This is a genomic window from Lentzea terrae (assembly GCF_003265345.1).
GTDB lineage: Bacteria > Actinomycetota > Actinomycetes > Mycobacteriales > Pseudonocardiaceae > Lentzea > Lentzea terrae.
In genome coordinates this window covers 231,305-257,393 of sequence record NZ_QFWW01000030.1, presented here as the reverse complement: position 1 = coordinate 257,393, position 26,089 = coordinate 231,305, and the positions used below count along the sequence as shown (strand labels likewise).

Below are 26,089 nucleotides of genomic sequence, written 5' to 3'. Positions count from 1 at the left end.
TCACCGCCATGGGGAGGAACATCAACGCGCGCACGGCCTCCGTCGCGCTGTACGTGCTCTGGGGTCTGCTGCACATGGGCCTCGGTGCGTCGATGGTCGTGAGCGACCTGTCCGACGGCGCACCGACGAACGAACTGGCCGCAGAAAGCCTGCTGTACTTCGTCGCGGTGACGGTCCTGGGCGCTCAAGCGATCTTCGTGGCGCTGACCCTCAACCGCGTGAACAGCCCGGTCGGCTTCTGGCTCAACACGGTCGTGCTCGGTGTCGTCGACGTGGCGTTCGTCGTCTACCACGTGTTGCCTGGCCACGTGGACCTGGTCGGCGGCCTGGTCGGCCCGGTCATCTGGCTCGCAGCCACGATCTGCGCAGCGGTAGCGCTCGAGAAATAGCGAAAGGGGCGCCTCCCGAACCAACGGGAAGCGCCCCTCGCAACAGCAGAACTCAGGCCAGCGACTGCCGCACCCGGTACGGCGGAATGCTGTTCCCGAGCAACGCCAGGTCGTCGATCGACTCCGGCTGGTATCCAGCGGTTGCCAACCGCGAGACCATCAGCGCGGTCGGGTCCTCGACCACGTCGGCACGCCCGAACAGGTACGCCCACTCGTGCTCGTCGGAGCCGTAGTAGGCGACGGTGTCGAACACCTCGTTGAACCGCTGCCACGAGCGGATCAGCGTGGTGTTGCGCCACATCGTCTGGCAGCCGGACTGGTTGACGACGACGCCGCCCGGGCGCAGCAGCGCCTTGCACATGCGCAGGAAGTCGGCGCCGTACAAGCGGTTGTGCTGCGCCTCCTCCTCGCGCTCGTCGGGCAGGTCCACCAGCACGATGTCGTACTTCTCGGACGTCGTGCGGATGTACTCGAACCCGTCGATGAACTGCACGCGGATCGGGCCGTCACCGCGCTCGGCGGCAGCCAGCTCGTCCAGGGTGTACCCGTACGGCAGGTGCTCGGCGCACAGCCGAACGGCCTGCTCGTCGATGTCGATGTGGTCGACGACCGACGCGCCGTGCTGCACGGCCATCTGGCACACGACGCCCTCGGAGGAGCCGATGACCAGCACGCGCTCGACGGAATCGGCCAGCAGCAACGCCGGCACCATCAAGGCCTCGTGGTAGGTCAGCTGGCTGAACTCCGTCGACTGGCGGTCGTTGTCGCAGAACAGCGACACGCCCTGGGCCGTGCGGGCGATCACCAGGTGCTGGAAGTCGGTCTTGGTATCGACCAACACCTCGTCCACTCGCCAGTGCCGGGTCATGCCCTCGGCGAGCGGCTCGTTGATGGTGTTCACGCGGCGTGCTCCTTGATGCCACGAGTGACGACGTCCGTGCTCACATGAGCGGCGCCCAGGGCGTCAGCGAGTAGCTGGACGGCAAGCGCGGGTTTCGCACGAGTACCGCAGGTGAACACGTCGACGAACACCGACCCCACTTCGGGATACGTGTGGATCGACGCATGGGACTCCGACAGCAGAGCCAGCACGGTGACTCCTTGAGGATCGAACTTCTTGGAGATCACCTCCAGCACCGTTGCGTCGGCCTGCGTGAGAACCTCACCAAGGGCGTGTCGCAGGAACTGCTCGTCGTCGAGCAGATCGGCACTCACACCCGAGAGCTCTGCAAGTACGTGCTGTCCCGCGAACAAACCGACGGTTTCCTCGGTCTGACAGGGCGCTTCGGACATCAATCACTCCAAACTATGTGAATTGCCAACAGACTTAGATGCAGTACGTGGCCAACGGCGGGAAACCGTTGAAGCACACGGACGAATATGAGGAGGTGTAGGCGCCCGCACAGAGGATGTCCACGTGGTCGCCGGCCGCGAGCTCCAGCGGCAGGTCGTAACGCGTGTGCTGGTAGATCACGTCGTCCGCGTCGCACGTCGGGCCCGCGATCACCACTGGTCCCACAGCACCACCATCGCGCGAGGTTCGCAACTCGTACGCGATCGCCTCGCCCTCGGTCTCGGCGAGGCCCTGGTAGCGGCCGATGTCGAGGTACACCCAGCGGCGTTCGTCCGAATAGGACTTCCGCGACACCAGCACGACGGACGAGCGGATCATCCCGGCGGCTGCGGAGATCGCCCGGCCGGGCTCGATCATCACCCGCGGCCGCACGGCACCGAAGTGTCGTGCGATCGAAGCCTCGATGGCAGCGGCGAAGGACTCGAGCGACGGCGTGTCTTCTTGATACACCGCCGGGAGGCCACCGCCCAAGTTCACGGTGGTGGTCTCGATGCCTTCCGCACGCAATTTTGCCGCGATCAAAGCGGCGTCGGCGATGCCGGAGTCCCAGCCGGAGACCGAGAGCTGCTGCGAACCGGCGTGGAACGCCACGCCAAGAGGAACGAGCCCCAACTCGTGCGCCAGCCGCAAGAGATCCGTCGCCATCTCGGGATCGCAACCGAACTTGTTGCCGAACGGGTACGTGGAACCCTTGCTGTGCACCAGGATTCGGACCAGCACGGACGAACCGGGCGCGTGCTCGGCCACGAACCGCACGTCCTGCTCGCTGTCCGACACGAACAGCCGCACCCCGCGCGAGTGGGCGTACGCGATGTCAGCGGCCTTCTTGATGGGGTTGCTGTAGGAGATCGACGACGGTGCGGCGCCGCGCGCCAGGCACAGGTCGATCTCCGCGGGCGACGCCACGTCGAACTGCGAGCCCTCGGCGACCAGCGTGCCGACCACGTCGGACTCGGGGTTCGACTTGACCGCGTAGAAGATGTCGACGGACGGCAGCGCCGCGTGAATTGCCTGGTAGCGCGTACGGATCGTCTCGAGGTCGATCACCAGACACGGTGTCGACGGGTGCTCCTGGTCCAGGAAACGCCGAATACGAGCCTCTGCCTCGTTGCGCCGATCGACGGCGAAGCTCTCGGTCATTTCCCCAGGGTTCCCCCTTCATCCGCCTCGCGGTCCGTACGCGGGCACGGCCGTCCACTCTACGGCCTCCACACCGCAATCGCGCAATCCAGTCGGCGCGAGTGTGATTTAGCCAGCAGAACGAAGCTCGATCATCGTGATGTCCGGAGGGGCGCCCACGCGCACCGGCGGACCCCAGAAACCCGCGCCACGACTGACGTAGAGCCACGTGTCGTCCACCTTCGACAGCCCCGCGACGCTGGGTTGCTGCAACGGCACGACGAAGTTGAACGGCACCATCTGACCGCCGTGTGTATGGCCGGACAACTGGAGGTCGACGCCGCGTGAAGACGCGGCACTGACCTGCACGGGCTGGTGCGCCAACAGGACAATCGGGTTGTTCCGGTCACGGCCGGTGAGAGCGCGCTCAAAGTCCGGTCCGTCGCCGTAGGACTCGCCGATCACGTCGTTCACGCCCACGAGCTCGAGGCCACCCGCAACGGTCAAACCCTCGTTGCGCAACGGGTTCACGCCCAGCTTGTCCAGTTCGCGCAGCCACGGCTCGTGACCTGAGAAGTACTCGTGGTTGCCCGTCACGAAGAAGCTGCCGTGCTTGGACACCAGGTCTCGCAACGGCGCCGCGGCCTCGCCCAGCTCGGCGACCGTGCCGTCCACGAGGTCACCGACGATCGCGACGAGGTCGGCCTCCTGCTCGTTGATCATCCGCACGATCCGCTCGGTGTGCGAACGCCCGAGCAGCGGCCCGAGGTGGATGTCGCTCACGACCGCGATCCGGAAGCCCGACATGGACTTCTGGAGCTTGTCCAGCGTCACGGGGACCTGCAGCACCTGCGGAGCGCCCAGCGCCTGCGTCATGCCGTACCCGACCACACTGCCCGCCGCGATGCCGGAGCCGATCGCGACCGAGCGCGAGATGAACAGCCGCCGCGACGGGTCCGGCACGACCTCGACCGGCTCGACCGGGTCAGGGCCGACGCCGACGGACGCGGGCGTGAGGGTTGCTCGCTTCAGCAGAATCCGGCGCGGAATTTCGGCGATTCCCAGTGCGATGGCCAGGTAGAACAGCACCGCGAGCCACACGAACCCCGGCCAGGCGAAGAACTTCCCGAACTCCGGCGGCACCCGTCGCGTGACGACCAGCGCGCTCATCAGCAGCACGAACGCCCCGATGATGGCCAACGTGCCGATGCGGCGCCCGAGCGTGCGGGGGCGCGTCGTGTCCACGACCAGCCGGCGCCACAGGTACAGATGGCCCAGCGCGACCGGGACTCCGAGGAGCAACAGGAAAATCACGACATCAGTATGCTTTTCGCTGCCGCGGGCGTGATCGTTGGAGGGACCCACATGAGGTCCGCATTACTCGCGGCGTCACTGCTGGTGTTCGTGTTGACACCTCCCGCACACGCTGCGCAATCGTGGAAGGTCGCGCACACCGACGTCAGTGCCACCGTGACCTTGGCAGATAACGGCGCGCTGTCGATTTCGGCGGCCAAAGCTGAGAAAACCTTCTTGAACCCGTCGGCACTCGGCCTGCGCACGACGAACGCCGACCTCAGCACCGGTCTGCAGTTCGTCAGCCGCAGTGATCGGACCGTGCGGGAGCAGTACGCCACCGCGTCCGGACGCCGCCGTCAGCACCAGGTGGACGCGAACGAGACCACGCTCCGTTTCACGAAAGGCACCGAACGGTTGGACGTCGTCCTCCGCGTCTCGGCCGACGGACTCGGGTACCGCTACGCGCTCGGGAAGTCCGCGACGGTCACCGGCGAGGCCACCGACTTCGCCGTGCCGGCGAGCGCGAAAGCCGTGCTGCTGCCGTGGGACAACGGCAGGCAGGACTACGAGAGCATCCACACCCACACCACGGTCGCGCAGGCACCGCAGGTCGCGTACGGCTACCCGTCGTTGTTCCAAGTGGATGGAACGTGGCTGCTGCTCACCGAGTCCGATCTCACCGGCGACTACGGCGCGAGCCGAATCACGTTGAAGAACAACAGGTTCCAGCTCACGCTGCCGGACGCCCAGACCCAGAGCAACGGCACGACGCCGTGGCGCACGCTGATCGTCGGCGACCTCGCCACGGTCGTGGAGTCCGACCTCACCACGGACCTGGCCAGTCCCAACAAGGCCGGCGACACCTCGTGGATCAGGCCGGGCATCTCCGCGTGGTCGTGGTGGGGCGACGGAACGGGCGACCTCGCGCTGCAGAAGAAGTACGTCGACTACGCGGCGAAACAGGGCTGGGAGCACATCTTGGTCGACTCCGGGTGGAAGAACTGGGGCTCCGGCCAGGTCCAGGAGCTCATCCGGTACGGCGCCCAACGCAACGTGGGCGTGCAGCTGTGGGTGCACTACAGCGACCTCGACACCGCGTCCGAGCGCGACTCGAAGCTGCCCCAGTGGCAGCGGTGGGGCGCGACCGGCCTGAAGATCGACTTCATGAACTCCGACTCGCAGGCCAGGATGCGCTGGTACGACGCGATCCTCGCCGCGACGGCCAAGCACCGGCTGATGGTCAACTTCCACGGCTCGACCGTCCCGCGCGGCACTGAACGCACCTGGCCGCACGTCATGAGCTACGAGGGCGTGCGCGGCGCAGAGGGCGTCAAACCACGGCCCGGCCGGCAGCCGTACCCGGTCTCGCACTACCTGACCCTGCCGTTCACCAGGAACCTCGCCGGCTCGATGGACTTCACCCCGGTCACGTTCAGCGGCGTGCGGACGAACAGCGACGCCGCCGAGCTCGCGCTGTCGGTGATCTACGAGTCGGGCCTGCAGCACTTCGCGGACAGGGTCTCGAACTACCCGAAGTACCCGATCGCGGAACGGCTGCTCAAGACCGTGCCGTCGGTCTGGGACGAGACGAAGCTGCTGGCAGGCGATCCGGGCGCGCTCGCCGTCATCGCGCGCAGGAACGGTGCCGAGTGGTACGTCGGCGCCAACGTGGCCGGCAACGCGAGGACGCTCGACGTCCCGCTGTCCTTCCTGGGCAGCGGCACGTGGACCGCGGAGATCTACTCGGACGGATCCGACCGCAAGCTCACGTTCGGCACGCGGACCGTCACAGCCGGTGCCACGCTGTCCCTGCCGGTGGCGAAAGACGGCGGATTCACCGTCAGGTTCATGCAACCCGCCAGGCCTCAGGTGGCGTGATTAGTCCGGTACCGCAGGTGGGGAGGATCGGATGAGTGAGCGGGACGCCGCGTTCCAGGAGTACTTCGCGGCCCGTTCCGACGCCATGCGCGGCACGGCATATCTGCTGTGCGGTGACTGGCACCGAGCGGAAGACCTCGTGCAAACCGCTTTCACGAAGATCTATCTCGCGTGGCGGCGCATTGAACGGCACGAGGCCATGGACGCCTACACCAGGCAGACCCTGGTGCGGACGTACCTGTCCGAGCGGCGGCGCGGGTGGTTCCGGTTCGAGGCGGTGAGCGACGAGCTCACCGACTCACCCGCTCCACCGGGAGCCTTCCCCGAGGAGCGCATGGTGCTGCTGGAGGCGCTGGCGAAGGTGCCTCCCAAGCAACGCGCGTGCCTCGTCCTGCGGTACTGGGAGGACCTGTCGATCGAACAGACGGCGGAGATCCTCAAGTGTTCGGAGGGAACGGTGAAGAGCCAGGCCGCGCGGGGGCTGCAGACGCTGCGCGGTCTGCTCGTTGGTCAGGAGAGGGTTCGATGAACGAACAGGACCTCAGGAACGCTTTCGAGCGCGTGCTGGTGGCGAGCAGCCCGCCACCGTCGATGGACCCCGGCCGGGCCCTCGACGCCGCGCACAGTGCCAGGTCGAGGCGCAGGGCCTCGCTGGTGGCCGCCGCGGTCGCGGTGCTCGTCGTGGGGCTCGGTGTCGGGTCGGCGTTCGCGATGAACCCAGGGCTGGGCAGGGACATCATGATGGGCGCGGGGAAGCTGCTGCCGCAGACGGAGTGGGGCTCGGAGTGGCCGCTCGGCCAGACCGACCGCACCGCCACGAACGGGCCTCAGGCGGACCGGGCGAACAAGCTGCTGGAAGAGCTGAAAGGCGTGGTGCCGCCGGGGTACGACGCCCCGCAGCTCAAGTACCCGGACTCCGGCAGCGACATGCAGCGCACTCAGGGACAGGTGGCGTCCGACAAGGGCGCGGTGCCCGAGGTCTGGGAGTACATGGCGCAGACACCTGTGCGCAAGGACGGCAAGGTGGGCTGGCTGCTCGTCGAGGTCTCCACGCCCAACCCCAGGATGCCCACGGAGCCGTGCGCTGTCGCCAAGACGTTCTGGGGCATGGGCGGGGAATGCCAGGTGGTCGACGTCAAGGGCCTCCGGGTCGGCGTCGTGCAGCGCAACACGAGCGATCGCGACTCGTTCGACAAGTGGGCCGCGTACCGGGCCAACGACGGGCAGATCGTGTTCGTGGCGCAGGACGACAAGTACGGGGGCAGTGGACAGCCGGAGCTGGACGTGCCGGTGTTCACCGAGCAGCAGCTGGCCGAGCTGGCGACGGATCCGAGGTTCCGCGTCGGCGGCTGAGTCGGTGAGTTATTTAGGAGGGCGGTCACGTTTGTGGCCGCCCTCTCTCGTTGCTCTTTTCGGGTGTTTTGGCAGGTAGAGTGCCGTCTTGCAATGCGCACTCTCCTCATCGACAACTACGACTCGTTCACGTTCAACCTCTTCCAGCACCTCGCTGAGGTGAACGGAGCCGAGCCCGTGGTCGTCCACAACGACGACCCGCGATTCCGGCTTGCCTCACTGCGGTCGTTCGACAACGTGGTGATCTCGCCGGGGCCCGGCCGGCCCGGCAATCCCGCCGACTTCGGCATCTGCCGAGCGGTGATCGACCACGCCGAGATTCCGTTGCTGGGCGTTTGTCTGGGGCATCAGGGCCTGTGCCAGTCCTACGGCGCTGTGGTGGGCCCTGCGCCCGTGCCACGCCACGGGATCGTCTCGCCGGTGACACACACGGGCGTCGACGTGTTCGCTGGGCTGCCGTCGCCGTTGGACGTCGTGCGCTATCACTCGTTGGCCGTCACGGATCTGCCTTCTTCTTTGGAGGCCATCGCGTGGAGCGACGACTCCGTGCTGATGGGCGTGCGCGCTCTCGACCGGCCCGCGTGGGGTGTGCAGTTCCACCCGGAGTCGATCTGCACCGACTTCGGCCGCGAGATGCTCGCGAACTTCGGCGCGCTGACGCCCACTCGTTCCGCTGCCGTGCCGGAGCCGGTACTGGTTCGTCCAGCGCCTCAGAAGCGCCCTGTGCACGTCCGGCGCCTCGACCCGGCCATCGATGCCGAAGAAACGTTCGCGGCGCTCCACGGGGCTGCTGGGACGTCGTTCTGGCTGGACAGCGGGGCCGGCGGCCGGTTCTCGTTCATGGGGGACGCTTCGGGGCCGCTCGCGCGCGTTGCGCAGTACTCCGTGCCGGATCAGACGCTCACGGTCGATGGCGTGCGCCTGCCCTGTCCGTCCTTCTTCTCGTGGCTGGACGAGGACATCGCGGCGTGGGGCGTGGAGCAGCCTGACGTGCCGTTCGACTTCGCACTTGGGTGGGTCGGATACCTCGGCTACGAGCTGAAGGCGGAGTGCGGCGGCGACTTCGCCCATCGCGCGGAACAACCTGACGCCTCGTTCGTGTTCGCTGATCGTGCCGTGGTCATCGATCACGTTGATGAGTGCGTCTATTTGATGTCGCTGACGGATGACGCCTGGTTCGATGAGGTTTCGGCCGTTCTGTCGGATCTGCGGCCGTTGGAGGAACCGGCGCACCCAGCCGTGTCCGCCGTGACGTTGCGGCATCCGCGCGCGCACTACCTGAAGCTGATCAGCGCGTGCCAGGAAGAGATCACGGCGGGGGAGACGTACGAGGCCTGCCTGACGAACATGATGTCGTGGCGGGCAACGCTCGACCCGTGGGACACTTATCGGCTGCTTCGCGCCGCAAATCCCGTTCCGTTCGGTGCGTTGCTGCGTTTCGGTGAACTGTCCGTGCTCAGCACGTCACCCGAACGATTTATCCGGGTTGACCGACATGGTGTCGTCGAGTCATCGCCGATCAAGGGGACACGCCCCAGAGGTGTTGATGCGGCGGACGACGAGATGTTGCGCACAACGTTGGCCCGTTCGGTCAAGGACCGGGCCGAGAACCTGATGATCGTGGACCTCGTCCGCAACGATCTCGGCACGTGCGCGGAAGTGGGTTCGGTCGAGGTGACGCGGTTGTTCGACGTCGAGACCTACGCGACCGTACACCAATTGGTGAGCACCGTGCGGGCACGTCTTCGACCGGACAGTTCTGCCGTCCGATGTGTTCGAGCCGCGTTTCCCGGTGGTTCGATGACCGGTGCACCGAAGATCCGGACCATGCAGATCCTTGATGGCTTGGAAGCCGGTCCACGTGGGGTGTACTCGGGAGCGCTCGGTTACTTCTCGCTCAACGGCGCCGCCGACTTCAGCATCGTCATCCGAACGCTCGTGACGAACGGCGACCAGGTCAGTTTCGGCGTCGGCGGGGCTGTCATCTCGCTGTCGGACCCCGACGAGGAATTCGAGGAGACAGCGGTCAAGGCTACTGCGGTGTTACGCCTGTTCGGAGCGCACTTTCCGGGTCGTTGATCCCACGTTCCGGGGATGGTGTGAACGAACCGGACTGTGTTTGATCCTGATGGGGTTGAACTCGGTCAACTTGGTTAACACGTCGGCCGGCGCCCCGGCCGACGTGTGGAAACCTCGCGTGTTCGCGCAGGTCAGGAGGCGTGTGCTTCCTGGAACTGCACAACCAGGTTCTGCGGAATGCGACCGCGGTCCGAGATCTGGTGCCCCTGCGCGCGAGCCCAGTCACGAATGCGCTGCGCCTCGGCCTTGTCGGTGGCCTTCACCGTGGACTTGCCGGTGCCCTTGCGCTGCTTGCGGCCACCCGCACGACGAGCCTTGGCGACGAAGTCCGCCAGCGACTCGCGAAGCCGCTCCGCATTTCCCTTCGACAGGTCGATGGCGTACTCGACACCGTCAAGTGCGAAGGTCACGGTCTCGTCGGCTTCTCCGCCGTCGAGGTCGTCGATGAGTTGGACGACGGTCTGCTGTGCCACTGTTCCTCCGTTGGGTACTCACATAGCACGCGGATCCTCGACGTAACCACGTGCTTCGACAACACCATAGTCCACACGGCGAAAAACGGCGAACCTTTCGCCGCTAAAATGTGACCCAACCGCCCGGTCGGGGCATTTACCCGGTAAACCGCACGGGTGTTATGGGTCCAAAATGACCTGCTAGTCGTCTCACTTCGGCCCGTTGCTGGGCTTGCCGGACGCTTCCCCATTCCCGCTGACGGAGCAGCGTTGCACATAACGCACCCCCATCCGGTGCAGGTATCCTCGACATACCCGCCAGGGGTAGGGAAGGTCAGGAGCCGATGCACGGGTACACCGCGGACAAGGACGCATACCTCAAGCGACTGCGCCGCATCGAGGGACAGATCCGCGGCCTCCAGCGCATGGTCGAGAACGACGAATACTGCATCGACGTCCTCACCCAGATCTCCGCGGCCACGAAGGCCCTGCAGGCGGTCTCGCTGGGGTTGCTCGACGAGCACCTGAAGCATTGTGTGGCGCAGGCGGCGGCCGAAGGCGGCCCGGTGGCGGAGGAGAAGCTGGCCGAGGCGTCGGCGGCGATCGGACGCTTGGTGAAGTCCTAGAGGGTCGGTCGTTAACCCGGTGGACTGATCCGCTAGAGTTCACCCCGTTAGGCCCCCGTAGCCCAATCGGCAGAGGCAGCGGACTCAAAATCCGTCCAGTGTGCGTTCGAGTCGCACCGGGGGCACGTACAACGTCCACACAGGAGCCCGTGACCGCGCTGGTCTCGGGTTTCTGTGCGTCTTGGGACATTTCGTCGATCCTTTCCGCAGCTCCGGCGATGGCGGTGAGCCGGTCGGCCGGCAGTTTGATGGTCAGAGTCACGTAGTTGCTGTCCGGATGTAGCCGGATGGTCAGCTGGGTGGTGTCGAACAGCTTCCGCAGCAACTTCTCGGGTGCCTTGGCCAGGTCGATTCGTAGCCGTGGGAGCGCGTCGATCAGGTTGACGTCCTCTTCGCTGGGCTTGGCGGGCTCGGCATCGTCGATGGCGTCGAGTTCCGTGACGGCGGCCAGGGAGGCCTGTTTCTCGGTTTCGAGGTCGTTGTAGCTCTGGCGCAGTCCTCGGCTGAACGGGTCATCGGGATCGCCGCTCTGTGCCTGCCGCAGGATGGTGTCCTGGCGGCGAGCGATATCGGCAATGCTGCGTTGCAGTCGCTCTCGCTGGGCCTGTCGTTCCTGGGTCTGCCGGTCGTCGACCGTGGCGAGTTCGGCGGCGAGGATCGCTCGGCGGTGTGGGCCGAAGACCCTGTCGGCGTAGAACGCGGCAATCGCGTCGAGCAGCTTGCTCTCGCGGATGTAGACCGTCTTGGCGTGGTTGGGGTAGTTGTCGGGGCGGCCGCGGTTGTTGTTGCGTGGCCAGCACAGGTAGTAGGCGCGCTCGCCGCGTTGGCTGCCGAACATCCGGCGCCCGCAGGAGTCGAACACCATGCCGCGAAACACGTACGTACGGGTGGTCTCGGGGTGGCTGTTCAGCTCGTTGCCGTCGCGCGAGCCCCGCTTGATTTGCCGCCGCGCGTTGAGCTCGTCGAACATCCACTTCGGAATCAGCGGTTCGTGCGCGGGCTCGGTGGACCAGACCCACTTGACCGGATCGTTGATCTTGCCGCGTCGTGAGCGGGAGGCGCGGCGGTTGAACACCTGGTAGCCGGTGTACTTGGGATTGCGCAGGATCTCGTAGACGCTGGTCTTGCCCCAGGCCCCACGTGCCCGGACCTTGCCGGGCGGCACGGGTGGCGGGTACTTGGCGGGGTCGGCATTCAGACGGTCGGCGATGGTGTCATAGCCGAGACCTTCGTGATAGCGCCACGCGGCCATCTGCGTGACAGTCTCGCCCTGCAGGCCGTCGGGCTCGAGCCGTGTCTTGGTCTGACCCTTGACGGCCTTGGTGGGGTTGGGGTGGCGGTAGATCTTGGCCTTGTAGCCGTACGGCGGTTTGCCGATGTTCCAGCCTTCGCGCACGTGCGTGCACAGTCCGCCCCAGGACTGTTCGAGGGTGTTGAGGACCTCGTATTCAGCCACCGACTGGTTGATCCGCCGCTGCAGAATTCGCTGCGCTCGACTCCCGGTCAGTGTGATCGGTTCGTTGGAGGCGAACAGCGGGACCTCGACTCGTTCCAACTCCCGTTCGATCGAGAGACCCTCGAAGGTGCGGCGGGCGACTCGCGCGACGCTCTCGCAGATCACGACATCGAATCGGCGGCCTGGATGCGTGGCTTCGTCGAGCAGATCGGCGACGCCGCCGTCACGAGCGATCGGGATGTCGTAGCGCTCGTAGTTCTCACCACGACCACGTTGGTCGAGTTCCATGCGGCCTGACTCGACGTCGTAGAAGTGCGTGACGATCACCCACGACTCAGGGATGGCCGCCTTGCAGTTTCCGAGCTGCCGCAACATGGACTGGCGCGGATCTTGCTGGTCGTCCGTGGACGTTCGAGCGAGGAAGGCTACTCGGACTTCGTTGCGCAGCAAGGCTGTCGGCATGCCGAGTGGCGAGACCGCGTAGTCCGACAACCCTGACGGCCCGGACGGCACGACAGTGAGCGCGGCGGGGAACCGTGCGGCCAGTGCCGGTGCGGGCGGGTCTATTTCGGGGTTGTTCGGCGTGTTCATGCAGCCTCCCGCTCGTCGGGCTGTTCAGCGCGTTCCTGGGTCATAGCCCAGTCGAGAAGGTCGTGGATCACGGCATTCAGCTCGCCGCGCAAACGATCGCCTTCGGTGCCACTCACGTAGCGCACGTGACCGGAGAAAGTCCAGTTCTTCGTGCGCTTTCCTGTCCCATCATACCGCCAAACCACCTGTTCAGGGATGGCATGGGGCGGGATCTCGATGTCACCATCGGATGCTTTTCGAGGCAGTGGAACAACAATTGCGTCGTCGTGCGGTTGGGGGGCCATCGTCGGCACCTCCAGATGCCCGTGAGCACGCTCCTGGTGCACGTGATGTCGCGGGCGGTTGTTCGGCAGGCCAGGTTGTGGCGTCGAACAGGACGAACCAACTGGTGGGCCTCGACTCCCCGACTGCACTTCGGCACTCGTCGGGGCCGGCGATCACCGGCTGTGTGGTCGCGCTCCGGACGTTGTTGCCCTTGGTGAAGCGAGACAAGCAGCGAGACCTGGGCGAGATGACCGAGATGGGCTGTCTCGTCGTAGTCTCGCTGTCCCGCTTGCGGTCTCGCTGGTGACGAGACGGATGGGCGTTCGACGCGAGTCCGGAACACGTTCGTGGGCAAGGAACTTCAGGTGGGTCAGGTCATGCTGCGTCCAGATGAGTTGTCAGCCGCGTGGTTCGTGGCGCGAGGTCGGCGAGCGCGCGGCGACGGGTGTGGCCGACCGCCAGCCAAACCGCGTCCACGATGGACGGTGAGGTGGGCGCGATGTGGAAGCCGGGCGTGGTGAGCTGGTCGGCAGGAAGAGTCGCCACGGGTACGGGTGCCTTGTGCGGCCAGCGATGTGCGAGGGCAACATGGAAGTTGCGTTCGCGGCTGGTGTTCGAGAGCTGGAACAGGACAGGCTTGCGGATGCCGGCGTCGGCCAGCTCGGCGTACTTGCCGACTTTCTCCACCAGGGTCTCGATGGTCTCGGTCCCGGTGTCGTGTTCGTAGAAGAACGAGAGAGTGTGGTCGTGGTCGCTGTACTTGCCGTAGGCGTCGGGGCGGACGATTCCGGCGCAGGTCTCGCCAATTTCGTTTTCCGGCCACCACTCGTCAAGCACACACCCAGGTTCGCGTCGCGAATGTCCCGCCAGCGTGGCGAAGAAGTCGTTGACGCCGAGCCGATGTTCGGTGTGGGCGGAATGTGCGAGCCGAAGTACGTTCTCGATGACCGTGGCAGGGCGTGGCAGTGCGGCTCCGGCTGCAGCGGCATGGACGACAGCGCCGACGGGACCGAGGGTGTAGCGCCATTGCTGGGAGCCGGGCCAGATGTCGCGGCGGAACCGGGCGAGCACGCCGCGCTCGTGCAGCACGGCGAGCCGGGAGCGGGCATGGGAGTAGGAGCCGAACACCAGCCGGGCAAGCTGCAGCGCGGTGAGCACCCGATGCCGCGCAAGATAGGAAATCACCTCGGCGTCGCGAGCGGTCAGCCCACGCGACTGCTTGAGTACATCGGCCCGGCTTGCCGGGCCAACCTCCACCCTTGGTGGTGTATGTGGATAGATCCTTGAATGTCGGGAGACGTGCACTCTTCCTCCAGTTCTGCCGTGTACTGCGGAAAGGTCGGTGCTGGGGCGGTCAGTCAGTGGGCCAGTCATAGGTGGCTCGTTGGCTGGCCGGTGGTTGGCCTGCTGAGTGGCCCACTGATTGACCTGGCACCAGCCGATCGACACGGGGCGCTGCTCCAACGTGTCGACGGCGAGCGGCGCGGGCGCGCTGCTCGGCGGTCAGGCCGGTCCGTTTGCGTGCTGTGACCCGGAGTTGTTCAGCACGGCCAGGAACAGGAGGCGGCAGCGGTTGAGTGGTGAGCGTGAAGGGTGGCACGTCGTGTCCGTGGTGGACGGTGCGAGCCAGGACCTCGAACGCGGGACGCCGGGCCAAGTCACGTTCGTCGAAATAGGGTGCCACGTGCCGCGCGAGTTTGGTCGCGTCGTTCGGTGAGACGGTGAACAGGATTTTGTTGCGAGCGTTGGCATCCACCGCCTCCCGCACATCCGCCGGCAGCTGCGCGAGATGCTGATGCGCCAGCACGAGCGAGAGCCGGTAGCCGCGAGCCTCGGCCAGCGCGTCGTCCACACCGATCGGCATGTGCAGGAAGTTGTGGCACTCGTCCACCACGACGGTGGCGTCCCTGCGGTCGTCCGGCGCCAGGGCGGCACGGCGCGTGGCCGCGGACCACAGCCCGGACAGCAGCAGCGACCCGACCAACTGGGAAGCATGCTCGCCGATCTCGCCCTTGGGCAGCCGGGCGATGAGGATGCCACCGTCGAGGATCTCGGTGAGGTTGATCGTGGAGGCCGCGGTGCCGAGCAAGTCGCGGGCGAATCTTCGGGACAACACTGACCGCAGCCGCGACAGCACCGGCCCGGCGAGTTGGTTGCGCTGCCCCGCGGACAGGGCGCCGTAGCCTTCCCAGAACCCGTCCAGCCCCTCCGGCTCCCCGTACTTCGTGAGGATGGCGCGGCGGAACTCCGGCCGCGTCAGTACCGGGATCACCTCGGCCAAGGTCGATCCTGGTCTCCGCACCAGGGTCAGACAGGCGGCGCGGAGCACGTCGTCCATCCGCGGTCCCCACCAAGCGGAGTACAGGCGGCGGAACACACCGACCACGTTCTCGGCGGCCCACTCTCGCCCGGTCTCGCCGTCTCGCCGCACCGTCTCGCGGTCCCGCAGAGAGGTCTCGGTGTCTCGTCCCGGTGTCTCGCCGGACTGGTCGAGCGGGGCGAGCACGTTCCACGCCGGAGGTGCCTCGGTCTCGGCGGGGTCGAGAATCACCAGTCGGTCCCCTGCCGACGCAGGGAGCCGGTCGAGCACGTGGCGGGCCAGATCCCCCTGGCAATCCAGCAACACGACGCCGCGCCCGGCATCCGCTTCGGCGAGCACGTGGTTGGCCAGCCAGGTCGACTTGCCCACACCGGTCACGCCCTGGACGTGGACGTGGTGGCGGGCATCCTCCACCCGCAACGCGATCCCTTGCGGCGGCCCGTCATTGGCGACGCCCAACGGTTTCGGCGTCTGTCGGTCCGGATGATTCGCGGGAACGAGCCGCAGGCGCGTCGACCGGTGTCGACCTGCAGGCGCGGAGTGGTCAGGCTGCGGCATCGTGGCCTCCTTCGTCCTGCCGGGGGCGGCGGGGGTTGAAACGGGGCAAGTCTCGGCGGGGCCGCCGGATGCGGGCGGTGGCATCTGCGATGCCGTACTGCGCCGGCTGCTCGGGCAGGTGCCACAGTGCGGCGGCCTCGTCGAGAGTGACCAGGAACCGGTCTCGGCGGCGTCCAGGCAGCCTCTGCACCAGTTGCCGCTCCGCGCGGTGAGCTGGACGAGTGGCCAGGATGGCTGCGGGCGCGGCCAGGTCGTAGCCGTTGACGAGCTCGTTCACCCCGCGCCGCCGCAACCGTCGTGACACCGGCGAGCTCACCGCCAAGCGGAGAGTCGCCTGCAGATGCGGACCGTGTGCTTGCTTGGCCGCTATCGCTTTGCGGTACGCGGCGACCGCCGGATCCTCAGGCGTGCTGGTGTCCGCGGACGCTTCGTGGCTGTTCGCCGAGCCTTTGGTGAGCAGCGCGTCCGCAACCCCGAGGAAGATCAGGAACGGCGCTTTGAGCAAGCCGAGCGCGATCCGTGCCCACCAAGGCCGACCCCGGTCACCACGTCGGCAGCCTGTGCGGGCTGTGGACACGATCAGCTGCACACACGCGGATTCCGCCTCGCCGCGGTCGGCAAGTGCGGCGAGCACGCTGTGTAGACCGTCTACGTCGGCGACCTGTCGCCGCGTGGTGCGGAAGGGATCCAGCAACGGTGCCCACGGGCCACCGCGCGGCAGCACGTGCGCTGCCGTCACCTGCCCTGCGCCGGTGCCGAGCAGTTCGGGCGGAGTGTCGGTGACGGTCGCGCGGGCACCGGGCCAGCACCGCCCGATCACCTCGGCTACCGACGACGCTGACAATGCCGGAGGCACCCACACACCCACGCGCATCCCAGTGGCATCGGCGACGAACTCCACGGCCAGGTGCCGCGGCGCCAACCCTCGGCGAGTGCGCGACAACAGACCCGCCAGCGCCCTCCACAGCCCGCGCGCACCGTCGGCAGGCATCACCGCGGGCGGGGTGATGCCCACCCACGATGCCCTCTCGGCCGCTTGTGTACGGGCACGCCGCACCACCACGGCGAGCAGCGCGCCCACCGTCAACACCGCCACGGCCACCACCACGAACAGCGGCCACCAGACTTGGACAATGCGCCAGGCCAAGCTTGCGGCGTACGACAGCCACGCCCACAGGCTCGGCGGATCGCACAGGAACGACGCCACCGGAGAGTCCGCGGCCGTGCATTTGTCCGATGTGGACGCGGACCAGGTTGGCAGGGCGTGATGATCAGTAATGGGAAGATTGCGTGATGACATGACGTCTCGACCTCCACGTGCACGGGGATGCGTCGTGTTCACTGGGACAGCCGTCCGTGCGGCGGTGCGCCGCGATGCAGACAGCCCCGCACGTGTGGATGGCGCGGGCGTGTCGCAGCGGCGAGATGTCGGCGGACGAAGGCGAGAGATCAGGAGCGCGGCCAGATCCGGCAGGGTCTCCACGGTCCTCGAGGAGGGCCGGCTCCAGAAGGCCGGGACATGAACTCCTCTACCGCGTCTGGCACCAGACCCAACTGGGGCTGGTGCCGCGACCCTGCGCCTACCGTGGCGCTCCGCGTCACCGGGACACTCGACTCCAAGCGCCCCTACAGCGGGGGCCGCCCGGCCGGTCCAGCGGTGACGCCTACCTTGTGATCACTTGCTGTGCGCGTTAAAATCCTCTCGGCGGAACCTGCACTCCAAGCGATCCGAGCTAAGACCTTCCAAGGTAGCTCGGAATCGGAGTAGTGTTCAATAACCCATTCGGGTGAATATCTAGCTTGGTGATCTCACGAGCTCTCGCGGGCGTACGTCGCCTGGCTGAAGTGCCCCATGGCCACGTGAATGCGGGTCGCCTGCTCGGTGCCGAACCCACCAATCCGCACGGCATTGCCGTTCCGAGGTTGGATGATCAGCACGCGGCGACGCGTCAGCCGAACGTCCTGAATCTCAGCCCAGCTGAGCGCCGCGCCGCGCCACTCCAGACGTTCGGGGGAGATCGTGATCATCGGTCCCCGCACTGCGCGCCAGAAAACGCTGGCGACCACGAGTGCGACCGCCGCCCAGGACGCGATCGCCGCACCGGTGGCGAGGGCGTCGTCCTGAAACGCCGACGAGCTGTACACGAAGGTGCTGACGCACCCGAGCAGGAAGACGAAGAACAACCACACCCGCCGTTGCCCGCCAAAGACACGAACCGTGCGATCGGGTTCCGCTGGGCTGTCAGGACGTTGATAGCGCACCGGCTTGCGTCGAGACTTCCGCCGCTCGGGCAGCAGCCGCCAGGCGACCGCGATGTACAGGTAGAACCAAAGAACCCCGAACGGCAGGAGCAGGATCACGCCCCATCCCGCGTACGGGCGTTCCGGATGCAAATCGCCGCGCCTGAACCCGGTACCAGCGACCTGCTTGCCGATGAGTTCGGGGTTGAGGAAGCCTCGCGTAGTTGCTGTTACGACGTTGCCGTTGACCTTGTTCGTGACCGTGGCGCGACACTCGTAGACGTAGCCGAAGCCGCGCAGGGTGACTGGACCGTGCCGGTCGCACGACGTGGCGACGATGATGTGGCTGGCGTCGCTCAGGTCTTCGGTCTCGACCTTGTTCCAGAAGTGGTTGAAGATCGTCGCGCCGAGCAGGTAGCCGAGAACGGGGATGACCAGGAAGGCGAAGATCCGGTGCAGGATGCGGGCGGCTTTCATCCGCCGTTGGCTTCCTTGCGCTTCTCTTCCTGCTTCTCCTCTTCCTCTGCCCTCAGGTCGCGCCACGTTCGCCAGCCGCAGCCGTTCTTGGCTTGTCCGCCCAGTCCTTGAACTTGGTGGACTCCTTGGTTGCCTCGACTCCCAGCTGGGGCAGGAAGTCCGCGGGCGCGCTCTTCATCCCTTCGACCGCGACCTTCCTGGCCTCGCCCAGGGCGTCCTTCGCCATGTCGGTGACGGAGAAATCCGCCATGTTGCGCCGGATGTCCGCGTCGATGCCCTTCTTGAGGACGTTGACGAAGTCATCGCTGCTCTTGGAGAGCGCGCGGCGTTTACGGCGTCTGGACCGCGTCGTAGAACGACTTCGCGAGTTCACGCAGTGGCCCCCTGCACTCCTGCGACCTCGGCGCGGGCTTGTCCGCAGGTTTGTTCTCGAGAATCAGCACGGCGTTGACGTCGAGGATCATCAGCATGCAGCTGTCCTTGTCCTTCGGCGTCAGCCACTTCGCCTTCTCGCCCACCTTCACGTCCTCAGCCGCACCGTCGTCGGCCGGATCGGCGCCAGGCTTGGACGTCACGTCGTACACTTCACGAGCCTTGAGCGCTCCTCTACCTGGACCGGCAGGCCCCGAGATGTCGCTCTTCCCGTCTTGCCACGCCGACACCTGCAGGTTCACCCGCGGCCAGTCCGGGATGCGCTGGAACTCACATCCGGTGAGAATGTCGGACACCGAGGGATCCTCGTTGCCGGACCGGAACGGCGGTAGACCCGTCACCCTCTGCGTCACCTGCCGGCAGGTTGGCAGTGCCGTGTACTTGGCGCGAACGGGCGCAGGCGATGTCGCCGAGGTCGGCGACATGCTGGACATGCCCTGCGGCCTGCCGCTCACCGCGTCGCCACCGGTACACGCCGCCGCACTCAACGCGAGCACTGCCACGCCCACGATCCCAGTGGCTCGATTCACTGCGCCCCCAGACCCTTCCACACGTCCTCTTCCGGATCGGCTTCCTCTGCACGAGGGCGACGCTTGGACGGGCTCGCCGGTGTCATACCTCGATCCGAGGTGAGCCCGGCATCGCTGAACACCTCCCACAAATCTTGTTGGAGCTGCCCGACGTTCGCCCGAGAGACCGCTGCGGCGTCCGCCGTCAGTCCGACCAACGCCCTGTTGCGGATCTGCAGTGTCACGAGACCATACGGACTGCGTAGTGTTGTCACCTGGAGTGACACCTTGTCGGCGTTCTCCCTGGCTTCGCGCAGCTGCCGGCCGATGGCGGCCTGTTCTACCTTGACCTGAGCCAGCCACGTCTCCAGATCAGGCATGCCGGACCAGCTCTGAAAGCTGACCGGTTCGGGTTCGGCACGGCGCTCGCTCCGTGCCTGCCGTTCGACGGTGGCGGCGATCCGCACAGCGTCGAGGTAGGTCGTCATCAGCGCCTGGCCGAACTCGGCGGCAGGCAGCCGCGTCTGCCAGCTGCTGCTCACGTCGAACCGCAGCACCTTGGCGTCCGGGTCAACGACCACCCACAACGACCGTGAAGGATCGCTCGCCTTGTACTGGTCCGCGGGCGCCGCCGGGAGCTCCGGGGGTGGTGACGTCCTGGTTGCGGCGATGGGCGGCAGGTGCAGCTCGGCCAGTTTCAGGTTGCGCAGGTGTTCTTCCAGCATGTTGTCAGGTCACCGCCTGCGGCCAGGCTCCCTTGGGGAAGGCTGGATTGTTGGTGCGCGTGCTGACCATGTCGCGCATGAAGGCGACCGTGTTGGTGTAGTACTCCACGCTGTCGCCGAACACAGTCACAGCCGAAGCGACCAGATCACCGCAGATCTCGGCGGCGTCACCGATCGCTTCCAACGCACCGATGATCGTGCCTGCGGAGATCAACGCGGACACCGCTTTGGCGACAAAGTTGCCGATCCTGTCCGCGTAGGTGTTGAGCAGCTTGATGTTCGTCTGGGCGACCTGGATCAGCCACTTGCTGATGGCCTCAGCTTTCGGCGCGAACTGGTCGAGAGCCTTCTGCTGCCGGGCGAGCACCTGCGAGTTGTAGTAGGTGGCGGCCGGGCCGGTCCACTGGCCGAAGTACTTGTTCTCGCTCTGGTCTCCCGCGCGGGCAGCGATGTCCGAGACGGGTTTCTGCATCACGGTGAGCCAGTCGAAACTCGTCTGGATCAACGCGATGACCGGAGCGTGGTGCTCCAGGAAGCCCAGCATCACCCTGGCGAACTTGTCGACATAGTCACGCAGCTCGTTGAGCGCACGATCCAGCCCGCCGAAAAAGTCTGGTGCCAGGTAGATGAGCGGGTTGGTGTTGATGTTGTGGACACCCTTGTTGAAGTTGTCGATGAGAAGGTTCACCGCCTCAGCTGCCAGGCGGAACGCATCGTTCAGTGCCTGGATCAACGCTGGATAGTGAGACGCTTCAGGGTTGCTCATATTTCCAGGTTCCCCTGAATCTAGTAGACCTGATCCAGGTCAAGCTCGACAAGCTCTTCGTTGTGTTCGTACGTCTCCGCTATCTTGATCAAGGTTCCGCCGATCTCTCTGAACTCTTTCTCCGCCTCGGCGGCGAGTTTCTCCATGTAGGACCGCATGTCCTCGTACAAACTCTGCAGCTCTTCAGGAGGAGTCGGCAGGTTTAGCGGAAAAACCGCGAACGTGACCGCGTCCGCAGCGAAGAACGCCAGTGGAGACAGCGTAAGTCCGGCCAGCCCGCTACGCACAGATCCCATTTCGGAGGCGAACTCATCCCACTTGGCGGCTTCCTTGCGCACCGCCGAGGTCACCACCTGATAGCCGGTCATCAGCCCTCCTTGTCCAGCTTGAACCACTCGGCACACTCTTCAGGACGTCGCCGTCATTCGCCGAGTACCGGAGGAGCCACGAGCGTGTCGTTACCGAAGATCTCGTCCGGATCTGGCTCGAGCAGATAGGACGGGGACGTCCGCTCGATGTCCTCATCACCCTGCCCCTTGGCGGCACCCGCTCCGATGCCGCCCATCGCGCCGCCACCAGCGCCACCGCGCCCGGCAGCACCACCAGCGGCCGTGCCACCACGTCCTGCCACACTCTCGCCGCCCGGCATGACGCCCGCGGACCCGCCAGGGCCGAAACCCTTGGCTGTATTGGGATTGCCGAGGGCAGCACTGCCGCCAGGAAGCCGTCCGCCACCCGTGCCGCTGCTGCCACCGCGTCCAGCCGGCCCGCCGCCGGCTCGGCCGCCAGGACCGCCCTGGGTGCTCCTGGATCCGGAGTTCGGGCCGGCCAGCGGTCCACCGAGGTTGAGATTGGTGTTACCGCCCAGCTGGTTGTTACCGCCCTGATTGCCCAGGGGAAGGCCATTGCCGCCGAGGTTGTTGTTGAGACCGCTGGGGTTCGTGGTGTTGTTGCCCGTCGTCTGCGGCGCCGTCCACGACGTGTTGGTGGTGTCGTTGCCGATTCGTGGGGGCGGCGTGTTGCCCTGACCGGTGAAGCCGGGGTTCGGCGCGATCGGCGGCCTGCCGGGATCGCTTGGTTCCTTCGGCGGGGCAGGTGGCTCGGGTGCGAACGCGGGTTGGGCCGCGGCTGTCTGCGCCACCGTGCGGTCGTAGGTCTCCACCGCTCGCGCGGCCTGCTCGTGATCGGCCTGCTGTTGCTGGAACGCGGCCTTGTCCGCCGCCGCCTGCTGGAGGAACTGGATCGGATCGGTGATCGACATCAACCGCTCTCGCGACGCCGCCGCGTTGTACGGCTGCGCAGGTGGTGGCGGCATGTTGTTCTTCGCGTCGCTCAGTGCCCGCGCTTGTTGCGTGAACAGCGTTCCCGCCAGCTGCGCGGCGGTGCCGGTCTCTGCGGCCCGGTTGCCCATGTTGGCCAACGCCTGCCGCGCACCGTCACCGGCTTTACCTGTCCAGTTCGTCTCGCTGTTCCCGATCGCGGCGGCGACGTCGTCGTTGAAGGTCGCCAGTTCGTTTCCGATCTGGGTCCAGATGTCGCTGATCTCGCCGATTGCGCCGGGATCGCCCCCGTTGCTGACCGAGTCGTGCAACTGCTGGTGCGGAATGCCGATGTAGTGCGCGTCCGGCTGTGCGGGAGCGGATCGGGTCAGCACCTGACCTTTGAGCTGTGCGGCCTGCGCGTCCAGCATGTCGTCCACCCGGCCTGGCGCCTGCACCAGGCCGACGACCACTCCCATGAACGGGCCGTAGCGTTCGTGGATCTCGGTGGTGACCCGATCTTGGACTTGCTGACCGGTCTGTACTTCCGAGTGCCGCTGCACGCCGTAGCGCGAGTACACATCGGACGGTCTTCCTGGCGCTCCCTCGTTCATCCCCCGCACCCCTTTCAGCAACAGCCGCTACGGCAACTTCGGCTCGACCAGCTCAGCGATCTTCAATGCCAACGGGCACGGATCGGTTGAGGCACCTGCGTTCAGGACGACGTCGACCCGTGACGAGGAGTCGACGCCCAGATAGACGCCACAGCTCCCCGTCGCGCCGAGCAGTTGTTTGGCCTGGTGGCTACCAACCTTGATGTCTTTGATCTCGCCGCCGTTCGCCTGCACACCGGCCAGCCCGACATTCGTGCGGATTCCCACTGAGAAACTGCCCCGTTTCGGAGAGAACTCGCATCCTCTCGACGAGCCGATGTTCTCCGGAGCGGGTTCCTCGTCAAGCGGCCCTACCACTTGCTCAGCTTCGCTCTTGGTGAGCAGGCTGCAGGGGGCGGTATCCGCCAACGATCCGCTTGTCTTGGTCGAAGTCGACGAGCTCGTAGTAGTCGGACTGTTGGTGTCAGAGGTGGGCTTGGGATCACCAGGGGTTGAGCCTGTACAGGCGGTGAGAGCGACCAGAGTGGCAACAGCCAGAGTGGTGAGGACGATCCGAGAGTTCACGAGTTGCTTCCCTGGTTGATCAAGCGGAGTAGGTGGGGCCACCGGCCCTCTTGATGCCTTGCTTGGCGTTCTCATCGGTCGCCTGGTAGGTGGCCATCGCCCGCTCGACGTCGGAGCGCATCCGCTCCAAGTCCGCCTGAAGCTTCTTCGCGGCGGGAACGAAGCCCTGTGCCGGGTCGGCCGCGATGCTGGCCAGGAACGGCTTGTACACCTGCGCGGCCGGAGTGGTGCCCAGCGGCGGCTCCTGGCTGAGGACTTCCGACTTTCGGAGAGCCTTGTCCACACCCTTCAGCATTCGGTCGATGGCCTTGATCAGAGCTTCGCCGCCGGATTCGTTTACACCGACACCCGCCGCGACCGAGGCCGAAAAGCTGGCCGCCGAGTCGCTAATCCCCTGCATACCGGCGAAGAACGCCTCCGGCATGACCAGTCCCCTCCCTAACGCTGCGTCGTCTTACGGTAACAAGTAGTCGCAGCTCTGTCCGGAGGATCCGACGCATTGTGTACGTCGCCGGTTCCTCTGGGTTACCGGTTCGAATTGACGATCCTGGCGACGTGACGCTCGAGGGCCGCCTGATCAGCGGGGGTGTACGTGGCCGTCAGACGTCCGTCCTGGCCGGTGGCGGGGATCACCGCGTACCTACCGACGTCGGTGTCCAGATAGTTGATCGTCCCCAGTTCGATCTCCTGCCCGTTCCGGCCATGCGCCGAGACCTGCAAGTAGCCGGCACCCAGCCGTGGGCGGCGCAGGATCTCCTCGGCAGCTGCTCGCTGCCCGACTGGCGACGGCGCGGCCGCCTTCACCGGAGATCTGAAGGTCTGTTCGGAGAAGTCCTCCTCCACTCGCCTCCGACCTGCTGGTATCGAGGCGTCGGCCACCGTGACGGACACTCCGGGGCCCTGGCGCATCGGAGGCAGCAGTCGAACCAGGCGAGACACAGCCGCGTCTGGCTGGCAGGACCGGAAGGCGATCGCGTTGTCCTGCTGCTCCGCGACGACGCACGTCCGGTCGTCGGTGACCGCGAGTGCCACAGGCTGCGTGTCACCGGCGGTACCGACCAAGGCGATCGCAAAGTGCCCGCGGGCGAACACATGCAACGCCTGCACCAACTCCGGCGCGAACTCGCCGTCACGGACCAGCCCGCGGTCAATCAGGTCCCGGTGCACGGCCTCGATCAGCCGGACCCGGTCCTCACGCGTGGTGCCGTGATGCGGAATGGCGAACGGGAACCGCCGCAAATTGATCTGCAACGCCTCGCCGAGCACATCCAGCGCCGCGAACGAACAGACGATCTCCCCCGACACCCTGAAACCCACCTCTCGCTGTCCGCACCGCTCCCCACGGTGCGTGACCGCGCGACATACTGCCAGTCGAACATCTATCAACAGAGCGTTACCACTCCGACTCAGTCGAAGATCTCACCCGGTTGGCGCAGCGTCACCCGCCAGACCAGAACGAACACGAGCGCTCGTCACAGTTCGGCTATCGCCTCGGCGATGAGCTCGAGCGACTCGCCCTCGGGCAACGCCGTGCGATGCAGCTTCTCGAATCGCTGCGCACACTGCTCGATCAGGTCCAGGTCCTCGACGTACTCGCCCTTGATGAACGTCTCGAAGTACGCCACGTCGTTGTGCTGGCGGTGGGGGAAGCTGAGCAGCGTGAACGGCACGCCCATCGCCGGATAGGCGCCGTTGCCGCGTGGAACGATCTTCAGGGAGACGGACTCCAGCTCGCTCATCTCCATCAGGTGCAGCAACTGTGCCTTCATCACTCGCGGTCCGCCGACAACTGGTCGGAGCACGGACTCAGGGAACACGGCTTGGACGTTGAGCGGATCCTTGTCGCAGAGTCGGCTTGACCACGAGTCCCTGACCGCTGCCTGCAGCGCCGCACGGTACGGATCATCGACTCGCACCGCAAAGTGCGCGTAATCCGGGAGCTGGAGGAGCGTCGGAACAAAATCAGTGGTGAACGTGCGCAGCACAGTCGCTTCGAACACCAGATTGGCGAGGTCGGCCGCCGGGTCGAACAACGCCGCACTGCCATCGAGAAAAGGGGTACGTGCCTGTTCCGCGTGCTGCGACAGCTGGACGACGGACTGCCATTCCGGGGCCGGCACCTTGTAGACGTATCCCAGCGCCATGATGTCGAGTACCGCGGACGGCTGCACCGCGTTCTCCATCATGGACAACTTGGCGCCGCTGAAACCCACCCGTTGCCCCGCCTCGGTGAGGCTGAGCTGCCGCTCGTTGCGCCACCCGGCCAGCTGCCGCCCGATGGCGCGTTCGAGCGTCGTAGCCCGGAAGTCCTTCGGCATCTTGGGTCATCCCATGTCCGCCGCGTCACCCAACTCCTCGAGCGGCACGAAGCTGGATCCGCGTAGCTCGCGAACCAGTGCCGCTGCGACCATCCAATGAGTCAGCGGATCACCGTAGGTAAGACGATCGGCATTGACCGCAACGGGCGCGAACATACCTGGCCGGTAGAGCGTGCCCCAGACACCCACGACCGCGAACTCCCGAACACGAACAGCCACAGCGCCGCGCCGAAGCGCCGGGCACAGTCGCATTGACGTCCCCACGCACCGAGCACAGACCGGCGGGTCCACCGAAGCCGCACCTTCAGGCCAACCTGGCCAGTCCTCGCGGAAGTCCCGCATCAACCACAGGACACCCCTCGATGTTCGATCCGCCGGCGCAGCACACACCTGGCACAGCAACTCCCGCATCGCCCGTCGCTGCCGAGCCGGATGCACCCTGGCGAACT

27 protein-coding genes, 1 tRNA gene and 1 pseudogene are annotated in these 26,089 nt (G+C 66.1%); 8 read left to right on the top strand and 21 right to left on the bottom strand.

The genetic code is table 11. The features are described 5' to 3' along the window. The first annotated feature begins 8 nt into the window (after nt 1-8). A complete protein-coding gene (locus DI276_RS38270) occupies nt 9-389 on the top strand; it encodes a hypothetical protein (protein ID WP_198681172.1) in 381 nt (126 codons plus the stop codon). Nucleotides 390-441: 52 nt separating this feature from the next. Here DI276_RS38270 and DI276_RS38265 read toward each other — a convergent pair whose 3' ends face one another. From DI276_RS38265 to DI276_RS38250, 4 genes are all read right to left on the bottom strand, one after another. Then, nucleotides 442-1,257 carry a spermidine synthase gene (locus tag DI276_RS38265; protein WP_112273446.1) on the bottom strand — a complete coding sequence of 272 codons (816 nt, stop codon included), beginning with the start codon at nt 1,255-1,257 and terminating at the stop codon, nt 442-444. Between the two features lie 29 nt (nt 1,258-1,286). Next, nucleotides 1,287-1,682: an adenosylmethionine decarboxylase gene (gene speD / locus DI276_RS38260; protein WP_112272901.1), complete on the bottom strand. Its 396-nt coding sequence runs from the start codon at nt 1,680-1,682 to the stop codon at nt 1,287-1,289. Nucleotides 1,683-1,716: 34 nt separating this feature from the next. Then, entirely contained in the window at nt 1,717-2,883 is a 1,167-nt protein-coding gene (locus tag DI276_RS38255) for a type III PLP-dependent enzyme (RefSeq protein WP_112272899.1), read from the bottom strand. Between the two features lie 108 nt (nt 2,884-2,991). After that, nucleotides 2,992-4,176: a metallophosphoesterase gene (locus DI276_RS38250; protein ID WP_332874738.1), complete on the bottom strand. Its 1,185-nt coding sequence runs from the start codon at nt 4,174-4,176 to the stop codon at nt 2,992-2,994. A gap of 156 nt (nt 4,177-4,332) precedes the next feature. On the opposite strand from DI276_RS38250, the gene DI276_RS38245 reads away from it, so the two are divergent. The 4 genes from DI276_RS38245 to pabB all read left to right on the top strand — a co-directional run bounded on the left by DI276_RS38245 (nt 4,333) and on the right by pabB (nt 9,468). Next, the gene (locus tag DI276_RS38245; protein WP_232837209.1) at nt 4,333-6,036 is read left to right on the top strand and encodes a glycoside hydrolase family 97 protein; all 1,704 of its coding nucleotides are present in this window, start codon (nt 4,333-4,335) and stop codon (nt 6,034-6,036) included. Between the two features lie 31 nt (nt 6,037-6,067). Beyond that, the gene (locus DI276_RS38240) at nt 6,068-6,565 is read left to right on the top strand and encodes a SigE family RNA polymerase sigma factor (RefSeq protein ID WP_112272895.1); all 498 of its coding nucleotides are present in this window, start codon (nt 6,068-6,070) and stop codon (nt 6,563-6,565) included. Next, nucleotides 6,562-7,389: a hypothetical protein gene (locus DI276_RS38235; protein WP_112272893.1), complete on the top strand. Its 828-nt coding sequence runs from the start codon at nt 6,562-6,564 to the stop codon at nt 7,387-7,389. Before DI276_RS38240 ends, DI276_RS38235 begins: the two co-directional genes overlap by 4 nt. 93 nt (nt 7,390-7,482) lie before the next feature. Next, complete coding sequence (gene pabB, locus DI276_RS38230) at nt 7,483-9,468, top strand: aminodeoxychorismate synthase component I (protein ID WP_112272891.1); 1,986 nt, start codon at nt 7,483-7,485, stop codon at nt 9,466-9,468. 131 nt (nt 9,469-9,599) lie between these two features. Here pabB and DI276_RS38225 read toward each other — a convergent pair whose 3' ends face one another. Next, entirely contained in the window at nt 9,600-9,941 is a 342-nt protein-coding gene (locus DI276_RS38225) for a histone-like nucleoid-structuring protein Lsr2 (protein WP_053737894.1), read from the bottom strand. A gap of 323 nt (nt 9,942-10,264) precedes the next feature. Here DI276_RS38225 and DI276_RS38220 point away from each other — a divergent pair, with 323 nt between their 5' ends. From DI276_RS38220 to DI276_RS51565, 3 genes are all read left to right on the top strand, one after another. Next, the gene (locus DI276_RS38220; RefSeq protein ID WP_030466675.1) at nt 10,265-10,546 is read left to right on the top strand and encodes a metal-sensitive transcriptional regulator; all 282 of its coding nucleotides are present in this window, start codon (nt 10,265-10,267) and stop codon (nt 10,544-10,546) included. Nucleotides 10,547-10,597: 51 nt separating this feature from the next. Beyond that, a tRNA-Leu gene (locus tag DI276_RS38215) sits at nt 10,598-10,671 on the top strand. 458 nt (nt 10,672-11,129) lie between these two features. Then, entirely contained in the window at nt 11,130-11,597 is a 468-nt protein-coding gene (locus DI276_RS51565; protein ID WP_198681171.1) for a hypothetical protein, read from the top strand. Here the strand turns inward: DI276_RS51565 and DI276_RS53515 are convergent. The 16 genes and pseudogenes from DI276_RS53515 to DI276_RS38135 form a co-directional block, all read right to left on the bottom strand. Continuing rightward, nucleotides 11,547-12,290 (bottom strand): annotated as a pseudogene (locus DI276_RS53515) (recombinase family protein); the annotation flags it as partial. The gene DI276_RS51565 and the pseudogene DI276_RS53515 overlap by 51 nt on opposite strands. Nucleotides 12,291-12,589: 299 nt before the next feature. Further along, a complete protein-coding gene (locus DI276_RS50460; RefSeq protein WP_157985214.1) occupies nt 12,590-12,877 on the bottom strand; it encodes a hypothetical protein in 288 nt (95 codons plus the stop codon). A 355-nt stretch (nt 12,878-13,232) separates the two neighbouring features. Beyond that, entirely contained in the window at nt 13,233-14,114 is an 882-nt protein-coding gene (locus DI276_RS38200; protein ID WP_157985213.1) for a replication-relaxation family protein, read from the bottom strand. Nucleotides 14,115-14,211: 97 nt separating this feature from the next. Beyond that, on the bottom strand, nt 14,212-15,636 hold the full coding sequence (locus tag DI276_RS38195) for a type IV secretory system conjugative DNA transfer family protein (protein ID WP_198681170.1): 1,425 nt from the start codon (nt 15,634-15,636) through the stop codon (nt 14,212-14,214). A gap of 85 nt (nt 15,637-15,721) precedes the next feature. Then, on the bottom strand, nt 15,722-16,942 hold the full coding sequence (locus DI276_RS38190; protein WP_112272883.1) for a hypothetical protein: 1,221 nt from the start codon (nt 16,940-16,942) through the stop codon (nt 15,722-15,724). 602 nt (nt 16,943-17,544) lie between these two features. Continuing rightward, nucleotides 17,545-18,453: a DUF6346 domain-containing protein gene (locus DI276_RS38185; protein WP_112272881.1), complete on the bottom strand. Its 909-nt coding sequence runs from the start codon at nt 18,451-18,453 to the stop codon at nt 17,545-17,547. Nucleotides 18,454-18,505: 52 nt separating this feature from the next. Beyond that, a complete protein-coding gene (locus DI276_RS50455) occupies nt 18,506-18,826 on the bottom strand; it encodes a hypothetical protein (protein ID WP_157985212.1) in 321 nt (106 codons plus the stop codon). Continuing rightward, complete coding sequence (locus DI276_RS38175) at nt 18,783-19,388, bottom strand: hypothetical protein (protein ID WP_157985211.1); 606 nt, start codon at nt 19,386-19,388, stop codon at nt 18,783-18,785. Before DI276_RS38175 ends, DI276_RS50455 begins: the two co-directional genes overlap by 44 nt. Nucleotides 19,389-19,411: 23 nt before the next feature. Further along, nucleotides 19,412-20,119 carry a hypothetical protein gene (locus DI276_RS38170; protein WP_112272875.1) on the bottom strand — a complete coding sequence of 236 codons (708 nt, stop codon included), beginning with the start codon at nt 20,117-20,119 and terminating at the stop codon, nt 19,412-19,414. Between the two features lie 4 nt (nt 20,120-20,123). Next, nucleotides 20,124-20,852, bottom strand: coding sequence for a hypothetical protein (locus tag DI276_RS38165; RefSeq protein WP_157985210.1), 729 nt, complete (start codon nt 20,850-20,852; stop codon nt 20,124-20,126). A 53-nt stretch (nt 20,853-20,905) separates the two neighbouring features. Beyond that, a complete protein-coding gene (locus DI276_RS38160) occupies nt 20,906-21,253 on the bottom strand; it encodes a hypothetical protein (protein ID WP_112272871.1) in 348 nt (115 codons plus the stop codon). A gap of 53 nt (nt 21,254-21,306) precedes the next feature. Next, complete coding sequence (locus tag DI276_RS38155; protein ID WP_157985209.1) at nt 21,307-22,758, bottom strand: chorismate mutase family protein; 1,452 nt, start codon at nt 22,756-22,758, stop codon at nt 21,307-21,309. A gap of 27 nt (nt 22,759-22,785) precedes the next feature. Beyond that, nucleotides 22,786-23,397 carry a DUF3558 domain-containing protein gene (locus DI276_RS38150; RefSeq protein WP_112272867.1) on the bottom strand — a complete coding sequence of 204 codons (612 nt, stop codon included), beginning with the start codon at nt 23,395-23,397 and terminating at the stop codon, nt 22,786-22,788. Beyond that, nucleotides 23,342-23,746 (bottom strand): hypothetical protein, encoded by a 405-nt coding sequence (locus DI276_RS38145; RefSeq protein ID WP_112272865.1) that lies wholly within the window; start codon nt 23,744-23,746, stop codon nt 23,342-23,344. Before DI276_RS38145 ends, DI276_RS38150 begins: the two co-directional genes overlap by 56 nt. A 101-nt stretch (nt 23,747-23,847) precedes the next feature. Next, on the bottom strand, nt 23,848-24,627 hold the full coding sequence (locus DI276_RS38140; RefSeq protein ID WP_269814344.1) for an ESX secretion-associated protein EspG: 780 nt from the start codon (nt 24,625-24,627) through the stop codon (nt 23,848-23,850). A gap of 167 nt (nt 24,628-24,794) precedes the next feature. Continuing rightward, nucleotides 24,795-25,640 carry a helix-turn-helix domain-containing protein gene (locus DI276_RS38135; protein WP_112272861.1) on the bottom strand — a complete coding sequence of 282 codons (846 nt, stop codon included), beginning with the start codon at nt 25,638-25,640 and terminating at the stop codon, nt 24,795-24,797. Nucleotides 25,641-26,089: the final 449 nt, after the last annotated feature.